The sequence below is a fragment of the Nitrospirillum guaranorum genome (assembly GCF_034653275.1).
Taxonomy (GTDB): domain Bacteria; phylum Pseudomonadota; class Alphaproteobacteria; order Azospirillales; family Azospirillaceae; genus Nitrospirillum.
The window spans coordinates 185,894-202,256 of the sequence record NZ_JAYEES010000002.1; the positions used below are offsets into that span (position 1 = coordinate 185,894).

Sequence of the window (16,363 nt, forward strand, 5' to 3'; positions counted from 1 at the left end):
GATGCTGGCCGTGGGTTCAGCGGGGGCATAATTCCCGGGCGACCGCCAAGTTCTGCCTTCCGCGTTGAATTTTTTATTTCCGTAAACCCGCCCCTTACCGCGACGCCGCCGGGAACTTTCGTTCCGCCCTGTTCTTGCAGCTTCAGACGCCGGAACACGCCCCGGAACACGCCAGCGCGAGCAACCGGCCACCTTCCCCGACAATGAACCCCCGGATCTTCCCGGCGGCAGGAGTAATGCCATGCAGGACGCACGGGCACTCAGCCCTCGCCTTGACTCGATTGCCCCCGGCGCGGCTCGCGCGCCCGACCTGGTCTGTTTTTCCCATCTGCGGTGGGATTTCGTACGCCAGCGCCCGCAGCATCTGTTGAGCCGCGCGGCCAAACACTACCGCGTCCTGTTCATCGAGGAGGCGATCTTCGCGGCGGACGGTGAAACGTCCCTGCCCCGCATGGACGTCACCTCACGCCCCGATGGCGTCTCCGTCGCCGTGCCCATCCTGCCCCCCGGCCTCGACGGCGACGCGGTGACCTTCCACCTGAGCCAGCTGGTGCACGCGCTGCTGGCCGGCCGCGATCCGTCGTCCCGGGTGCTGTGGTACTACACGCCAGCGGCCCTCGATTTCACCGGCGACCTGCCGGCGGCGGTGACGATCTATGACAACATGGACGAGCTGTCGGCCTTCCTCGGCGCCTCGCATCGCCTGCTGGCCCAGGAAAACGCGCTGTTCGCCAAGGCCGACCTGGTCTTCACTGGGGGCATGAGCCTTTACGCGGCCAAGCGCCACCGCCACCCCGCCGTGCATGCCTTCCCCTCCAGCATCGACGCGCCGCATTTCGCCCAGGCCCGAAGCTATGACGGGGTTGAGCCGGCCGACCAGGCGGACATCCCCCACCCGCGCATTGGCTTCTTCGGCGTGATCGATGAACGCATGGACCTGGACCTGGTCGGGCGGCTGGCCGACCTCAGGCCCGACCGGCACTTCATCATGCTGGGCCCGGTCGTCAAGATCGACGCCGCCAGCCTGCCCCGCCGGCCCAACCTGCATTGGTTGGGGCCGAAGGGCTATGGCGAGCTTCCCCGCTACCTGGCCGGCTGGGACGCGGGCTTCATGACCTTCGCCCTGAACGAGGCCACGCGCTTCATCAGCCCGACCAAGACGCCGGAGTTCCTGGCGGCCGGCGTGCCGCTGGTGTCCACGCCCATCACCGACGTGGTCAACCCCTATGGCACCAAGGATCTGGTCAAGATCGCGGACGACGCGGCGGCCATGGCGGCCCACCTGGACGATCTGCTGACGCAGCCCCGGGACCTGTGGCGAGTGGCGGTGAAGCGCCAGCTGGCCGCGACGTCGTGGGACAAGACCTGGGCCGCCATGCGGGGCCTGATCGAGGGGGTCGCCACGGCGAAAGCCCGGCCGGGGCGGAGAAGCCCCACGGCCGCGCCGCCGGCGAGGCACGCGTACACGGCGGCGCCAGCCGAGCAGGAGCCCGCCCATGTTTGACTGGTTGATCGTCGGCGCCGGCTTCGCCGGCAGCGTGTTGGCGGAACGCCTGGCCAGCCAGCGGGACGAGCGCGTCCTTCTCATCGACCGCCGGCCCCATGTCGGGGGCAACGCCTACGACCGCTACAACGAGGACGGGCTGCTGATCCATGAGTATGGGCCGCACATCTTCCACACCAACAGCGGCGAGATCGTGGACTATCTGTCCGCCTTCACCGCATGGCGCGACTACAGCCACCGGGTGCTGGCGTCGGTGGATGGCAAGCTGGTGCCCATCCCAATCAACCGCACCACCCTCAACATCCTCTACGGACTGTCCCTGTCCAGCGACGAGGAGGCGGCCGCCTTCCTGCGGGCGAGGGCGGAACCTGTGACACCGGTTCTGACCTCGGAGGATGTGGTGGTCAGCGCCGTGGGACGGGAGCTGTATGAGAAGTTCTTCCGGGGCTACACCCGCAAGCAATGGGGCCTGGACCCCAGCCAGCTGGACCGGTCCGTCACCGCCCGCGTGCCCACCCGCACGAACACCGACGACCGCTACTTCACCGACAGCTTCCAGGCCATGCCGCGCGACGGCTACACCCGCATGTTCCAGCGCATGCTGCGCCATCCCAACATCAAGATCATGCTGCAGACCGACTACGCCGACCTGCGGGACGTGATCCCCCACAAAAGGCTGATCTATACCGGACAGATCGACGAGTTCTTCGGATACCGCCACGGCCCGCTTCCTTACCGCTCGCTGCGGTTCGAGCATGTGACCCTGGATCGGACCCGGCACCAGCCGGTGGCGGTGGTGAACCACCCCCAGGACCAGGCCTACACCCGGGTTACGGAGTACAAGCACCTGACGGGCCAGGTCCATCCCAAGACGGCCCTGACCTATGAGTATCCCAGCGACGTCGGCGACCCGTATTATCCCGTGCCCCGGCCTGAGAACCAGGACCTCTACCGCCGCTACGAGGCGCTGGCCGACGCCACTCCGGACACCTGGTTCGTCGGCCGCCTGGCCACCTACCGCTACTACAACATGGACCAGGTGGTGGGCCAGGCCCTGGCCACGTTCCGCCGCATCGAGGAACGGCTGCCCCGGCACCGCCGCCCCGCCGCCCCGGCGGCGGCGTTGGAATTGGCGGGCGGATGAGCGGGGACAGGCGCCGGGCGCGGGAAAGGCGGGGCCTTCATGAAGGAACCGGCCGGGGCGGCGCCACATAGGTGAAGCCGCCCGCCGCCGGCGCCGACCGCCATTGGGCGAGTGCCGCCCGCATATCCTCCAGCCCGGCGCGCCAGCGCTCCGCGATGGACTGGGCGGAGAAATTGAGGCTCTTGCCCACCTTTTCATGTGGCGGCGCCCGATGGGCGGCGTGCACCACGGTCAGGCTGCCCGGCAGGCCGGCGCGTTCGCGCAGGGCGTAGCCGCGGCGCAGGCCCGCCAGCGCGCGCTGCGCATGGCCGGCGCATTGCAGATCCTGGCACCGCGCCAGAGTGGAGGCCATGTCCGTCGGCGGCCGCCCGTCGATGGAGAACAGTTCGCTGGCGAAGCACAGCAGCCTGTCCTCCGGCCGTTCCAGCGCCGGCAGGTCCAACGGCATGTTGTTGCGATGGACGGGGTCGCACAGCAGGCGCCCGTCCAGTTCCAGGGGCGGGAACAGGGGCATGGCGGCGGTGCTGGCCAGCAGGTGGCGGCTGGTGATGGCGTGCGCGGCGCTGTCGAAATGGATCTCCTCCCCCGTCGCCACGTCCAGGCATCCCACGGTCAGCCGGATGTCGCCGGCATCCAGCCGGCCATAGTCCAGCAACCCGTCCAGCGTGGCCGCCATGGGATAGTGATCCATGAGGGCGGTATCGTCGGGCAGGCCGGGCAACACCGTCAGCAGGCCCGGGAAGCGTCGCGTGAAAAATCCCGGCCGGCCCATCAGCAGGGCGCCCAGCGCGTGCACCTCGTTGTAGTCGTCGCGGCCGGCGGCCACCAACCACGGGGGGCTGGCGGCGCTGGCCAATTCCCAGTATCGCCGCAGCCGGGGCAGGCGCAGTTCGGCCGGGTTTCCGGCGATCAGCGCGCCCGTGACGGCGCCGATGGACGCCCCGACGATCCAGTCGGGCTGGATGCCGGCCTCGACCAGCGCCTCATAGGTGCCGCCGTGATAGGCGCCCAGCGCGTTGCCGCCGCCCAAGACCAGGACGGTCGTGTCAGCCTGCCTGTCCATCGGAATGAACCCTCCACAGCCATCGAGGTATGGCCGTGTCAAGAAGCTGAAACCCCACCGGTTCCCCAAGGCGCGTCGTCCGGCCATCGGGGGTATTCCCGAGGAATTTCAGCGGGGCGCGTTCCGCATATTCCGGCTTATGTCCCTATGGCCGATTCCTCACCGCGGATTTCGATGTTTTTCTTTCCGCCGATCGGGAACTTCCCGGACCATTCCTCCCCAGCGTTTGTTTTTACCATCCCGCTCCTGGCACGCCTTCTGGTTATCACCGTGCTTAAGTTAAGGCCGGCTTCGCCGGAACCACCGAGGGCTTCCCGGGCTGGAAGCCTTCAGCCGGGGGGAGTGTCCACAACCTGTAATTCGGAACGAGGGCCACCTTGGTTGAAACGAAGCCCCTGTCGCCTAGGGCCGCAACCGGTATACCCGGCTTGGATGATGTTCTGGCCGGCGGGCTGTCGCGCCGTCACGCGTTCCTGCTGGAAGGGAGCCTGGGTCGGGAAAGACGACCATCGCCCTGCAGTTCCTGCTTCAAGGTGCGTCCGAGGGGGAACGCACCCTCTACGTCACCATGTCCGAAACGGAGGCCGAACTGCGCGAGGGCGCCGCGTCACGGGGATGGACCTTGCCGCCCAGCATACGGATATTGGAACTGGTGCCGCCCGAAGCGCTGCTGGACGCCGATCAACGTCAGACCCTGATCCATGCCTCGGAACTGGAGCTGGGCGAGAGCATGGAACGCCTGGTGCAGGAGGTGGCGCGCGTCAACCCCGACCGCATCGTTTTGGACAGCCTGTCGGAACTGCGCCTACTGGCCCAAAGCTCCCTGCGGTATCGCCGTCAGGTACTGACGTTGAAGCATTACTTCGCCAGCCTGGGCGCGACGGTCCTGATGCTGGACGATCTGACCACAGACACCTGGGACAGGACGGTCCACAGCGTCGCCCACGGCGTCATCCGCCTGGAACAGCTGGCCCCCGCCTATGGGGCCGAACGCCGACGGCTGAGGGTGTTCAAATACCGGGGTACGGCGTTCAGGGGCGGCTTCCACGACTTCATCATCACTGACAAGGGGGTCAGCGTCTTTCCCCGCCTGGTCGCCATCGAGCATAAGACACGGTTCGCCCGGGAGGAGTTGAGGAGCGGCAACGCCGCCCTGGACCAGCTGCTGGGCGGCGGGGTGGAGGCCGGATCCAGCACGCTGCTCATCGGCCCGGCGGGAACCGGCAAGTCGCTGCTGGCCATGACCTTCGTCGCCGCCGCCATCGCGCGCGGCGAAAAGGCGGCAATCTTCGCGTTCGATGAGGAGATCGGGCTTCTCTTCAAACGGATGAAGGCCTTCGGCATCGATCTGGAGACGCTGCGCAAACGGGGCGACGTCTTCGTGGAGCAGGTGGACGCGGCCGAACTGTCACCCGGGGAATTCTCGCACCGGGTCCGCGCCGCCGTCGATGAACGGGGAATCAAGACCGTCGTCATCGACAGCCTGACCGGCTATGAGGCGGCCATGCCGGAGGAGCGGGCCCTGGTCCTGCACCTTCATGAAATCCTGCTCTACCTCAACCGCCAGGGGGTGACGACCTTCGTGACGGTGGCCCAGCACGGCCTGTTCGGTTCCATGGAGAGCCCCGTCGACATCACCTACCTGGCCGATACCGTGGTCCTGCTGCGCTATTTCGAGGCCGATGGCGATATCCGCAGGGCGATATCCATCGTGAAGAAACGAACCGGCAGGCACGAAAGCACCATACGCGAATTCCGCATCACGGAAGGCGGCCTGCAATTGGGCGAGCCGCTGCGCAGCCTCCAGGGCGTGCTGCGGGGAACACCGCTCTACACCGGCGCATCTACCGCCCTGTTTGACGGAAACCCAGCGTGATCCCCGGCCCGCAATCCCTTCGCACCCTTATCCTGACGCCAACGGGGCGCGACGCGAAAATCGCGGCCGGCATCCTGGGCGACGCGGGCCTTCCAACATTCATCTGCGCCGACCTGGGCGAGTTGTATCAGCAAATCCTCGTCGGGGCCGGCGTGGTCCTGGTGACCGGGGAGGCGTTGCTGAAGGCCGACCCCGACCCGCTGTTCCGCTGGGTGGCGGAGCAGCCGTCCTGGTCCGACCTGCCCTTCATCGTGCTGACCTTGCGCTCCGGCCCCGCCATTGGGCCCGCGGCCCAGGTCCTGGCGGACGGATTGGGCAACGTCACCTTCATGGAGCGGCCGTTCCGAGCGACCTCGCTGGTCAGTGTGATCCGGTCCGCCGCCCGGGGTCGCCGGCGGCAGTATGAGGCCCGCGACCGCATCGAGGAGTTGGGGGAAAACCGCGACCTGCTGGCCCGCCAGACCCATATGCTGGAACTGCTGAACCAGACCGCCATGCGCATCGCGGCCGGCCTGGACCTGCGGGCGGTGGGGCAACGCGTCGTCGAGGCCGGCGTGGAATTGACCGGCGCCGCCTATGGCGCCTTCCACGCCACCACCGGTGAGGCCGGGGAATCTCGGCAGCCCTATGCCTGGTCCGGCGCGCGGACGGACATCTTCGCCGCGTTTCCTATGCCACTGGATCTCATCCGGAGCGACGACATCGCCCAGGATCCGGCGCAGGGCGGGAGTGGTCCGGAGCATGACATGCCCCGGATGGCCAGCTACCTGGCCGTGCCCGTCCTCTCACGCTCGGGCGACAGGCTTGGCGGGCTGTTCTTCGGCCATCCGGAAGCGGGTGTTTTCGACGAACGGTCGGCATTGATGGCAAGCGGCTTGGCCGCCTTGGCGGGCGTCGCCATGGACAACGCCCGCCTGTTCCAGGACGTGCAAGACGCCAACGCGACCCTGGAAGCGCGGGTCGAGGAGCGCACGCGCGAGCGCGACCGCATGTGGCGGCTGTCGACCGACCTGATGGCCGTCCTGGATGCCGAGGGCGCGCTGCTGGCCGTGAACCATGCCTGGACGGCCGCGCTGGGATGGCCGGAAGAGCACCTGCGGGTCACCAACCTGTTCGACCTGGTCCACCCCGAGGACGCCGGTGGCATCAAGCACCAGATGAGGCGGCTGAAACGCGGGGACCCGATATCGAACTTCGAGGGGCGGCTGCGCGCGCAGGATGGAAGCTTCCGCAGGATCGCCTGGACCGCGTCCCCCGACGAAGGGCTGCTCTATACCGTCGGGCGCGACATCACGGCCCAGCGTGAAATCGAGGAACAACTGCGGCAGTCGCAGAAGATGGAGGCCGTGGGCCAACTCACCGGCGGCATCGCGCATGACTTCAACAATCTTCTCCAGGGCATCACCGGCTCACTGGACCTGGTCAACCGCCGGCTCACGCAGGGCCGGACCAGCGATGTGGAGCGCTTCACCGCCGCGGCCATGGCCTCCGCCAACCGCGCGGGCGCCCTGACGCACCGCCTTCTGGCCTTCTCCCGCCGCCAGCCGTTGAAGCCGACGCCGGTCGACGCCAACAGCCTCGTCGCCTCCATGGTGGAACTGCTGCGCCGCAGCCTGGGGGAGCGTATCGACCTGGAACTCATGCCGGCGGACGGCCTGTGGCCGACGCTGTGCGACCCCAACCAGCTTGAGAACGCCATCCTGAACCTGTGCCTCAACGCGCGCGACGCCATGCCGGATGGCGGCAAGCTTTTGATCGGGACGCGCAACGTGCAGGTGGACGGTGCGCAAGCGGCGGGCGCGGGCGAGGTGCGGCCGGGGTGCTATGTCTGCATTTTCGTGACCGACACCGGCATGGGCATGTCCCCCGAAACGATCCGCCGGGCCTTCGATCCCTTCTTCACCACCAAGCCGCTGGGCCAAGGGACGGGGCTGGGCCTGTCCATGATCTACGGCTTCATGCGCCAGTCCGAAGGGTACGCCCGGATCGAGAGCGACCTGGGCAAAGGCACGACGGTCAAGCTTTACCTTCCGCACCACGGTGGGCGGAGGAAGCGCCGGAGGCGAACCTGGCGACGGCGCCGGAAGACCATCGCGCGCGCTCGGACGAGGTCGTCCTGGTCGTCGAGGACGAGGCGGTGGTGCGCAAGCTGATCGTCGAGCTGCTGGGCGACCTGGGCTATCGGGTGCTGGAGGCGGAGGACGGGCCATCCGGCCTGGCCGTCCTGCAATCGGACCAGCAGGTCGACCTGCTGATCACCGATGTCGGGCTTCCGGGCCTCAATGGCCGGCAGATCGCCGACGCCGCCCGTCCCAAGCGGCCCGGCCTGAAGGTCCTGTTCATGACCGGCTACGCCGAAAACGCCCTGCCGGCGCACGATTTCCTGACGCAGGACATGGAGTTGATCACCAAGCCGTTCCCCATGGACGTCCTGGCCCAGCGCCTCGGCAAGATCATGACGCGATAAGGCGGCGTCCCTGGAACCGGCGCGCCCGAAATCCGGTTGAACCCAGGAAGGGGACCGCGCGCTTTCGGGGCGCCCGGCCCATCAACAGATGGGGAAGCGACACCGCATGACCAGACCTGAGGATAGGGCGGAGCGGTTGCGGCGGATCCGCAACGTGAAGATGGCCAAGTCCGCCCATGCCTACGTCCGGGGCAGTACCGTGAAGTTTTACGAATGGCTGGAGTCCGGGCCGGGCGATTTGCCCCAGGGGCCGCCGGTCTGGATATGCGGGGACTGCCATGTGGGCAACCTGGGGCCGGTGGCGGACTATAAGGAGCGGGTGGCGATCCAGATCCGCGACCTGGACCAGACGGTCATCGGCAACCCCGCCCACGACCTGATCCGGCTGGGACTGTCCTTGGCCTCGGTCGCGCGCGGCGCCGACCTGCCGGGCGTCGTCACCGCCCACATCCTGGAAAACCTGGTGGCCGGCTATGAGCTGGCCTTGGCGGGCGACTTCGATGATGACGGTGAAAAGGCCCTGAGGCCCGCCAGCATCCGCAATCTGCTGGACCGGTCCATCCGCCGGCGGTGGCGCCACCTGGCATGGGAACGATTCGCAACGGTCAAGCCCGAGATGCCGCTGGGCAAGCGGTTCTGGGCCCTGACCGAGGCCGAACGCGCCGCGCTGCACGCCCTGTTCCAGGAAGAGGCGGTCCGCGACCTGGTCACCGGCCTGCAATCCCGCGACCGTGGTGACATGGTTCGCCTGGTGGACGCCGCCTATTGGCGGAAAGGCTGCAGCTCCCTGGGGCGTCTGCGCTTCGCCGCCATGGTGCAGGTCGGCGATGGCAAGGGCGCCTCCTTCTGCCTGATCGACCTTAAGGAGGGGGTGACGGCGGCGGCCCCCCGGTCGCCGGAGGCGAGCATGCCCCGGGACAACGCCATCCGGGTCGTGACCGGCGCCCGCGCCCTGTCGCCCAAGCTGGGCCGTCGCATGGTGGCCACGCGCCTATTGGACAAGGCCATGGTGCTGCGCGAACTGATGCCGCAGGACCTGAAGCTGGAGGTAGACCGACTGACACCCGCCAAGGCCAAGCCCCTGGCCGCCTACCTCGGCGGGGTCGTGGGCACCGCCCACGCCCGGCAGATGGAGCCGCAAGAGCGATCCGCCTGGATGAAGGACTTGGCCCGCGCCCGCTCCGCCAGGCTGGGGGCGCCCAGTTGGCTGTGGGCCAGCGTGGTCGACCTGCTCGGCATCCATGAACGCGCCTATCTGGAACACTGCCGGCTGCACGCCCTGCCGCGCCCCCGCGCCGACGACGCGGCGGCCGGTGAGCTGAAACGCGCGGGATAGGGGCCGCGTCAGGCGGCCTCAAGCGCGTTGCCGATGGCCAAGGCCAGTTCCTCGATACGATATGGCTTGGCCAGCACTTGGTAGCCCCGCTGTGCGGCGGGTTCCTCGCTATAGCCGGTGGACAGGATCACAGGCAGGTCGGCCCGCACGCGCTTGACCTCCCGCGCCAGGTCCAGCCCGTTCATGGCCCCCGGCATGACGATATCGCTGAACAGCAGATCGAAGTCCCGGCCTGCGAGGATGAGATCCAGCGCGTCCTGGCCGTTGGCGACATGGGTCACGTCGTAGCCGAGATCTTCCAGCGCCGATCCGATGATCGGCGCCAGGATGGGATCATCCTCCGCCACCAGGATGCGGGCGGTGCCACGCGGGGCGGCAGCCGGGGATGATACCAGGGGCGCCTTGGGAGCGTCCGCCGCCCGGGGCAATACCAGGGACACGGTCGTCCCGGCGCCCACGGCGCTGTCGATCCAGGCGGCACCGCCCGACTGGTGGGCGAAACCGTAAACCTGGGACAGGCCCAGCCCCGTTCCCTTGCCCTTCGCCTTGGTGGTGAAGAAGGGATCAAAGGCGCGCGCCACCACCTCGGGCCGCATGCCGCTGCCCGTGTCGGACAGGTAGACCCGTACCGCGTCGGTTTGTCCCTGCCACCCGCTGATGTTTTCGGCGCCCAGCACCAGCTTCCCGCCCGCCGGCATGGCGTCGCGGGCATTGGCCGCCAGGTTCAGAAGCGCCACCTCCAGCTGGACGGGGTCGGTCTGCACTGGCCAGATGCCGCCGGACAGCTCCAGCGTCACCTCGATATCGCTGCGGACCACCTGTTTGATCAGGCCGATGCAGCTGAGCAAGGCGTCCCGCAGGTCCACCGACTCCACATCCATCTGGCGCTGGCGCGAGAAGGTCATCAATTGCTGTATCAGCTTGGTGCCCCGGTCCACCGCCTGCATCCCGGCCTCGACCAGGCGCGCGTTGCGGCTTCTGTCCTCGCTGCGGCCGATCATCTGCAGGCAGCTTGAGATGGCCTGCAGCAGGTTGTTGAAATCATGGGCCATGCCGCCCGTCAGCTGGCCGATGGCCTCCATCTTCTGGGCATGGCGCAGCCGTTCCTCCAGTTCCCGGCGCTCGGTGTTGTCGCGGGTGATCTTGGCGAAGCCCACCAGCTTGCCCGTGTCGTCCCGGATGGCATCGATGATAACGTGCGCCCAGAAGCGGCTGCCGTCCTTGCGGACGCGCCATCCCTCCTTCTCATAACGCCCCTCCGCCTCCGCGGTGGCCAGGGCGCGGGCGGGCAGCCCGGCGGCCAAATCCTCCTCGGTGTAAAATCGCGAGAAGTGTTCGCCGATGATCTCTTCGCTCCGGTACCCCTTGATCCGCTCGGCGCCGGCGTTCCAGTTGGTCACGTGGCCGGTGGGGTCCAGCATGTAGATCGCGTAGTCGGTGACGCCCTGGACCAGCAGGCGGAAGCGCGCCTCGCTCTCCCGCAGGGCCTGCTGGGCCTCCCGCCGCTCGGTGATGTCCCGGGTGACCTTGGCGTAGCCGATCAGGGTGCCGGCCTCGTCCCGGACGGGATCGATGACGACGCTGGCCCAGAACCGCGTCCCGTCCTTGCGCACCCGCCAGCCCTCGGCCTCGAACCGGCCTTCGGTCTCGGCGATGGCCAGCGCCCGCTGGGGCACGCCCGCGTCGCGGTCTTCCTGGGTGTAGAAGCGGGAAAAGTGCTGGCCCAGGATCTCCCCGGCCTCGTAGCCCTTGAAGCGCCGGGCGCCAGGGTTCCAGCTGCTGACCACGCCGGCCGCGTCCAGCATGTAGATCGCGTAGTCGTCGATGGCGTCCACGAGACGCTGGAACCGCCGGCTGTCGCCCCCTTGCGCGTCGCCGGTCGCGATTTCCGTATCCAACGGCATGCCCTCAATCATGCGGTGGTCGCGAAACAGGACCCCCGATGTCTTGTCCAGTCACCATTTAGATCATGGCTAGGACCAAAAATTCCATTAATGAAAGCGGGATATTTATTTGGTCGTAATAGGGAATAATTGAACTTCTTCAAGTCTTTGGCGCCTATACGCAAATGGGTTCCGGCCACGCCGCCGACGTGGCCGGAACCTGCCGGCCGCCTGGAGGAAGCGAAGGCGGCCGGCTTTCGAAAGCGGCGGTGGTGTCTGGCTAGGACGGCCGCCGCCTTCAACCCATGGGAGTTACCAGCGTATCAAAGCGATCCCGCGTCCGCCCTAGCGGTGCCCATGGGACGCTTCGCCGCCCTTGCGTCCCGCCTCCGACGCGCGTTCCGGATTGTTGGCGAAGTTGCCGCCACCGCCCCGGTTACCGCCGCCGGAAGCCTCGCCCCCCTTGCGGCCGGCCTCGGCAGCCCGCTCGCGGTCGTGGGCGAAGTTGCCACCGGAGGCCTCACCACCCTTGCGGCCCGCTTCGGCGGCCAGTTCGCGATCCTGCGAGAAACTGCGCTTCTCATCCGGAACGCTGGCGCCACCCTTCCGGCCGGCTTCGGCCGCCAACTCATGATCCTGGGAGAAGCTGCGCTTCTCGTCGGGCACGCTGGAGCCGCCCTTGCTGGCGATATCGCGCTGCTTGTCCTCGTCCATCGAGGCGAAGCCGCGGTTCGAAGTGCCATTGTCCTTACTCATGACGTCCTCTCCATTCTGGGGAAGTACCGTCGTCTCCGGAACCGGCGAGCCCGGCCCGGATGTCTTATCTTTCTGACGGTGTGCCATATAAAGACCGGAAGCTTCCATCGGTTCCGGATTTTGTTAAATATTGGCCAAATTTTGAAATATAGATAAGTCAAAGCTGCGCTTAAATATCGAATTTTCATATTGTTACATTTGCACCCAACCGAGCGTCCCCGCGTACGCCGGCATTTCATCCTGGAAACATTGATGAACATTTCATTCCGCGTGGAACGGAAACCGGCGTCGGCGCTTCTCCGCCAGCAAGGCCCTGGGGTGGGACCATACCGGACCGCCCGATCAGATCGGAGAGCAAGCCATGGCGCAAAAGACCCTGCAAACCATGTTCATCGAGGAACTGCGAGACATCTACAGCGCGGAACGCCAGATCGTCCGCGCCCTGCCAAAGCTGGCCAAGGCGGCGTCGGCTGACGATTTGAGGCAGGCGCTGGAAACCCACCTGGAGGAAACCCGGGGCCAGGTGGAACGACTGGACAAGGTGTTCGAGACGCTGGACACCAGCAGCCGCAGCCGCGGCAAGAAATGCGAGGCCATGGAGGGCATGCTGTCGGAAGCGAACGAGCTGCTGGACCTGGGGCTGTCACCCGAGGCGTTGGACAGCGCCATCATCGCCGCTGCCCAGAAGGTGGAGCATTATGAGATCGCCAGCTATGGCTCCGCCATCGCCTGGGCCATGGCGCTGGGCTACGACGAGGCCGCCGACATCCTGGCCGAGACGCTGGAGGAGGAAAAGAATGCCGACCAGATCCTGAACCAGGCGTCCCGCACCGTGAACGACACGGCGGCGGAACAGGTCCGCGCGGCCTGACGCCGCCCGAGCAACGCAAACGGGGACGGGTCCCGGCCGATTATGGCCGGGACCCGCCGGTCCATCAGGGCGTCTCGCCGAAATCCAGGGTGCGGCTGAAGAAGGGGATGACCTGTTCCTGGATGCGGAACGCCACATGGCTGGTGTGGGTGCCCGGATAAATCTCAAAGCTGTTGGCGATGCGGTAGCTGTCCAGCGCCTCATGCAGCTTGCCGGCGTCCACCTTGAGGCCGTCCTGGTCGCCCACGTCGATGGCGATGGCCCGGTAGCGGCGCAATGCCCCGACGTACTGGTCCATGAAGGCCAGCGGGGCGTTGGCCGCCCATTTGGCCAGCACCTCCGGCCGCGGCTGCCCGTCCTTCACGGGCAGGTCCAGGTACAGCGGCGGGTTCTGCGGGTTGGGCGACCAGGCGGCGGCGGTCGCCAGCTGCGCCCGCGCCATGAACGGCAATGTGCCCGAGTCCGCCGGCGCCTTCACCGCCTCCAGCGTCTCCCACGTCTTGGGATCGATGGGCCCCAGGGCCCGTGGCGACAGGCAGCAGGGGCTGAGCATGTAGAGCGCGCCGAAGATGTCGGCATGCCTCATGCCGATGCGGGAGGTGCCGTAGCCGCCCATGGAGTGCCCGGCCAGGCCCCGGCTCTCCCGCTTCGCGATGGTGCGGTAGTGCCCGTCGATATAGGCGACCAGGTCGCGGGAGATGAAGGTCTCGAAATCGCCCGTGGTCACCGAACTGGAATACATGGAGCCATTGTGGACCGTCTTGCTGTCCGGCAAGACGACGATCATCTCCCGCGCGCCCTGGGCGTAGGCGCCCTCCACCGTCTGGGGCACGTGGATTTCCGCCATCCACTGGGCGGCACCGATGGAATAGCCGTGCAGGGCGTAGACCACGGGATAGCGCTTCTTCGGGTTGGCGGCGTAGCCGGGCGGCAGCAGCACGTAGACATCACGGTCCACGGCGTCGCCCTCCAGGTTTCCTTCCAGCGTGGGGGCGTGCACGGTGATGTGCTCCACCGTCACCGCGCGGGCGCCGGGCACGGGGGCCGGCGCCTCCGTCGTCACCTGGGCGCGGGCGGTGCCGACGCCCACCCCCACCGCCAACACCATGGCCAGGCAATAGGCCGCTTTTCTCATTCGTTCCTCCCTGCGGATATCATTGGCCGGCGACCCGGGCGGGGCCGCTCATGCGGACGGGGAATTCGTAGATCAAGGTGGAAAGCGCCGGCACGCTCAGGGGCCCGCGCAAAGACGGGGCCGGCGCCTCGATGATCGTCACCTGGGGGGTGGCGCCCACCTTGTTCTGCGCGTCCAGGTCCGGCCCGCTCAGGCGCCAGACCCGGCCGGCCCCGTCCGCCTGCGCCCCCTGGACCGCCAGCGACAAGGGCCGCGGCTGGAAGGTGGCGTTGACCACGGCGACCCGTAACACGCGCCGATCCGGACTGAGACCGGCGACGATGTCCAGCGGATAGGTCGGGCTGCCGGACTTCACCTGGGGATGATCGTAGCCCACCGCGAACTTAGGGTCCGGCTGCGGCGCGTCGCCCGTCACCGCCACGGGGATGACACCGGCGCCGAACCGCTCCCCATACAATTTGAAGACCTGGCCCGTCGCGTTCAGGGTGGCCCCCGCCGGCGTCACGTCCAGGGTGGAGATGCCGAAGGTGAAGGCGCTCATGCGGATGAAGTCCGAGTGGCGCAGCATCTCCTGCAACACCATCGAATAGGCCAGCGCCAGCTTCAGGGTGGGCTTGTTCCCCGCCCCGATGTAGGCGTACTCGTCGATCGACAGGAAAATGGGCTTCTGCGTCATCGCCGGGAAGCGCCGCTGGTAGATGGCCCACTCCTCCGCCTTCATGCGCACCTGGTTGGCGGGGGCGCGGGCGAATTCCATCAGCTCGTCCGCCGGCGGGGCGTCGGGGCGCTTCTCCACCGTGTCGTACCAGTGCTCGCTCAGGCCGTCGAAGTCGCCCCAGGCCTTGGCCAGCAACCCGCCGGTCCAGTCGTTCTCGGTCCCGAACTTGGCCTGGATGCTCTCCAGACTGGCGTTCTCCTTGGCGTCGCGGGGGTGCATCTGGTCCGGCATGGCGCCGGATCCGATCAGGGTGATGGTCGGATCCACCGACCGCATCGCGGCGGCGAACTCACGATGCTTGATCATGAAGTAGTCCAGCGAGGTGCGGCCGATCTGCCACCAGCCGTACGGCTCGTTCCCGATGTTCCAGTAGCGCACGCCGTAGGGCTCGGGATGGCCGTTGGCGGCGCGCTTGGCACCCCATTCGCTGGTCGCCGGGCCGTTCAGGTACTCCACCTCCTCCGCCGCCGAATGGGCGTCGCCCAGTCCGGCGTTGACCGTCACATAGGGGTCCACCCCCAGCAGGCGGGTCAGCGCCATGTACTCGTCCATGCCCAAGTCGTTGGGCTGCATGGCGCTCCAGGCGTAGTCGTAGACGGGGGGCCGCCGGTCACGCGGGCCCAGGGCCTGATGCCAATCCCAGTTCGACAGGAAGTTGCCGCCCGGCAGGCGCCAGAAGCCGGAGTGCAGCGACTTCAGCACGGCGATGCTATCGGCCCGCCAGCCGTCCACATTGTCCGCCGGCATGAGGGTGACGGCGCCCACGCGGAAGAAGCCCGCGCCCGTGCCCGTCACCTCGAACCGGGCGTCCGCCGTGTCGGCCCCCGGCTTGAAGGCGAAATCCAGGCTCTGCCAGTCCGCCGTCAGCGGCGGCAGGGTGATCGTCTGGCGGTCCCCGGCACCCGGCCCCCAAACCAGCGCCACCGTCAGCACCGTGCCCGGGGTCCCGTTGGCCACGATATGTCCGACATAATCGCGCCCGCGCGCCACCCCCAACCCGCCCTGGCCGAAGCCATGCGGTGCGGCCGCGTCCACCGCCACGCGCACGCTTTGCGCGCCGACATAGGGTTGGGCCCGGTCCATGGTCACCGCCGCCTCATCCCCGATAGGGCGCCATTTGCGATTGACCAGCGCCGGCTTGCCCTCCACCGACAGCGGCTGCGGCGGGTCCTTCCCCTCGGCGACGACGGGGAAGTAGAATTTGCGGTCGTCGAGCAATTCCGCCCACAGCGCGCGGTTCATGAGGCCGCCGATGGGCTCGATGAACATGCCGTAGGCATAGGGCGTGACGGCGGCGTTGACACGCGTCGCGTCGATACGCGCGGTGACGGGACGCGCGCTGAAGGGGCGCGTGGTCGCGGATTCCGCCGCCGCGTGCGCGGTACCGCCCAGCAATAGTGTCGAAAGCGCGAGGACCGCCCCCAGGCGGCTGTGCGTGGCTGCCATTATCCCCTCCCAGGTGGGCCCTTCCCTGTCGGGTCGCCCGGTTTTTGCCCCCCGTCCGTGACGGCGGGAGGTGTGCCTGTCGGCGCAATGTGAGCGCTAACATGATTTAATTGTCTGAGTATTTGATTTGGAGTCAAGATGTGTCAGGGTGGCGCCACAAAAAA

Annotated in this window: 12 protein-coding genes; 7 read left to right on the plus strand and 5 right to left on the minus strand. The window is 67.5% G+C overall.

The genetic code is table 11. The features are described from left to right. Positions 1–241 precede the first annotated feature (241 nt). Together UAJ10_RS06715 and glf are read left to right on the plus strand one after the other, a co-directional pair. Positions 242–1,504, plus strand: a complete 1,263-nt coding sequence (locus UAJ10_RS06715; RefSeq protein ID WP_322914610.1) for a glycosyltransferase family protein — start codon at positions 242–244, stop codon at positions 1,502–1,504. Next, the gene (glf, locus tag UAJ10_RS06720) at positions 1,497–2,648 is read left to right on the plus strand and encodes a UDP-galactopyranose mutase (protein ID WP_322914611.1); all 1,152 of its coding nucleotides are present in this window, start codon (positions 1,497–1,499) and stop codon (positions 2,646–2,648) included. Before UAJ10_RS06715 ends, glf begins: the two co-directional genes overlap by 8 nt. A 37-nt stretch (positions 2,649–2,685) precedes the next feature. Here glf and UAJ10_RS06725 read toward each other — a convergent pair whose 3' ends face one another. Continuing rightward, on the minus strand, positions 2,686–3,711 hold the full coding sequence (locus UAJ10_RS06725) for a patatin-like phospholipase family protein (protein ID WP_322914612.1): 1,026 nt from the start codon (positions 3,709–3,711) through the stop codon (positions 2,686–2,688). A 523-nt stretch (positions 3,712–4,234) separates the two neighbouring features. Between UAJ10_RS06725 and UAJ10_RS06730 the strand changes: the two genes are divergently transcribed. From UAJ10_RS06730 to UAJ10_RS06745, 4 genes are all read left to right on the plus strand, one after another. Continuing rightward, on the plus strand, positions 4,235–5,587 hold the full coding sequence (locus UAJ10_RS06730; protein ID WP_322915012.1) for an ATPase domain-containing protein: 1,353 nt from the start codon (positions 4,235–4,237) through the stop codon (positions 5,585–5,587). After that, positions 5,584–7,740, plus strand: a complete 2,157-nt coding sequence (locus UAJ10_RS06735) for an ATP-binding protein (protein ID WP_322914613.1) — start codon at positions 5,584–5,586, stop codon at positions 7,738–7,740. Before UAJ10_RS06730 ends, UAJ10_RS06735 begins: the two co-directional genes overlap by 4 nt. Then, complete coding sequence (locus UAJ10_RS06740) at positions 7,728–8,054, plus strand: response regulator (RefSeq protein WP_322914614.1); 327 nt, start codon at positions 7,728–7,730, stop codon at positions 8,052–8,054. The genes UAJ10_RS06735 and UAJ10_RS06740 overlap by 13 nt, the downstream gene beginning before the upstream one ends. Positions 8,055–8,160: 106 nt before the next feature. Next, on the plus strand, positions 8,161–9,390 hold the full coding sequence (locus tag UAJ10_RS06745) for a DUF2252 family protein (protein WP_322914615.1): 1,230 nt from the start codon (positions 8,161–8,163) through the stop codon (positions 9,388–9,390). Positions 9,391–9,398: 8 nt separating this feature from the next. On the opposite strand, the gene UAJ10_RS06750 is transcribed toward UAJ10_RS06745, so the two are convergent. Together UAJ10_RS06750 and UAJ10_RS30000 are read right to left on the minus strand one after the other, a co-directional pair. Then, positions 9,399–11,294 (minus strand): hybrid sensor histidine kinase/response regulator, encoded by a 1,896-nt coding sequence (locus UAJ10_RS06750; RefSeq protein WP_322914616.1) that lies wholly within the window; start codon positions 11,292–11,294, stop codon positions 9,399–9,401. 324 nt (positions 11,295–11,618) lie between these two features. After that, the gene (locus UAJ10_RS30000) at positions 11,619–12,029 is read right to left on the minus strand and encodes a con-10 family general stress protein (protein ID WP_145611956.1); all 411 of its coding nucleotides are present in this window, start codon (positions 12,027–12,029) and stop codon (positions 11,619–11,621) included. A gap of 361 nt (positions 12,030–12,390) precedes the next feature. On the opposite strand from UAJ10_RS30000, the gene UAJ10_RS06760 reads away from it, so the two are divergent. Further along, complete coding sequence (locus UAJ10_RS06760) at positions 12,391–12,900, plus strand: YciE/YciF ferroxidase family protein (RefSeq protein WP_322914617.1); 510 nt, start codon at positions 12,391–12,393, stop codon at positions 12,898–12,900. A 64-nt stretch (positions 12,901–12,964) separates the two neighbouring features. Here UAJ10_RS06760 and UAJ10_RS06765 read toward each other — a convergent pair whose 3' ends face one another. Continuing rightward, the gene (locus tag UAJ10_RS06765; protein WP_322914618.1) at positions 12,965–14,035 is read right to left on the minus strand and encodes an alpha/beta hydrolase; all 1,071 of its coding nucleotides are present in this window, start codon (positions 14,033–14,035) and stop codon (positions 12,965–12,967) included. A 19-nt stretch (positions 14,036–14,054) separates the two neighbouring features. Further along, positions 14,055–16,199 carry an alpha-N-arabinofuranosidase gene (locus UAJ10_RS06770; protein WP_322914619.1) on the minus strand — a complete coding sequence of 715 codons (2,145 nt, stop codon included), beginning with the start codon at positions 16,197–16,199 and terminating at the stop codon, positions 14,055–14,057. Between the last annotated feature and the right edge of the window lie 164 nt (positions 16,200–16,363).

Coding starts and splice junctions, on each gene's coding strand:
- UAJ10_RS06750 (WP_322914616.1), bottom strand. CDS start 11,294: ATGCCGTTGGATACGGAAATCGCGACCGGCGACGCGCAAGGGGGCGAC.
- UAJ10_RS30000 (WP_145611956.1), bottom strand. CDS start 12,029: ATGAGTAAGGACAATGGCACTTCGAACCGCGGCTTCGCCTCGATGGAC.
- UAJ10_RS06770 (WP_322914619.1), bottom strand. CDS start 16,199: ATGGCAGCCACGCACAGCCGCCTGGGGGCGGTCCTCGCGCTTTCGACA.
- glf (WP_322914611.1), top strand. CDS start 1,497: ATGTTTGACTGGTTGATCGTCGGCGCCGGCTTCGCCGGCAGCGTGTTG.
- UAJ10_RS06725 (WP_322914612.1), bottom strand. CDS start 3,711: ATGGACAGGCAGGCTGACACGACCGTCCTGGTCTTGGGCGGCGGCAAC.
- UAJ10_RS06760 (WP_322914617.1), top strand. CDS start 12,391: ATGGCGCAAAAGACCCTGCAAACCATGTTCATCGAGGAACTGCGAGAC.
- UAJ10_RS06765 (WP_322914618.1), bottom strand. CDS start 14,035: ATGAGAAAAGCGGCCTATTGCCTGGCCATGGTGTTGGCGGTGGGGGTG.
- UAJ10_RS06715 (WP_322914610.1), top strand. CDS start 242: ATGCAGGACGCACGGGCACTCAGCCCTCGCCTTGACTCGATTGCCCCC.
- UAJ10_RS06745 (WP_322914615.1), top strand. CDS start 8,161: ATGACCAGACCTGAGGATAGGGCGGAGCGGTTGCGGCGGATCCGCAAC.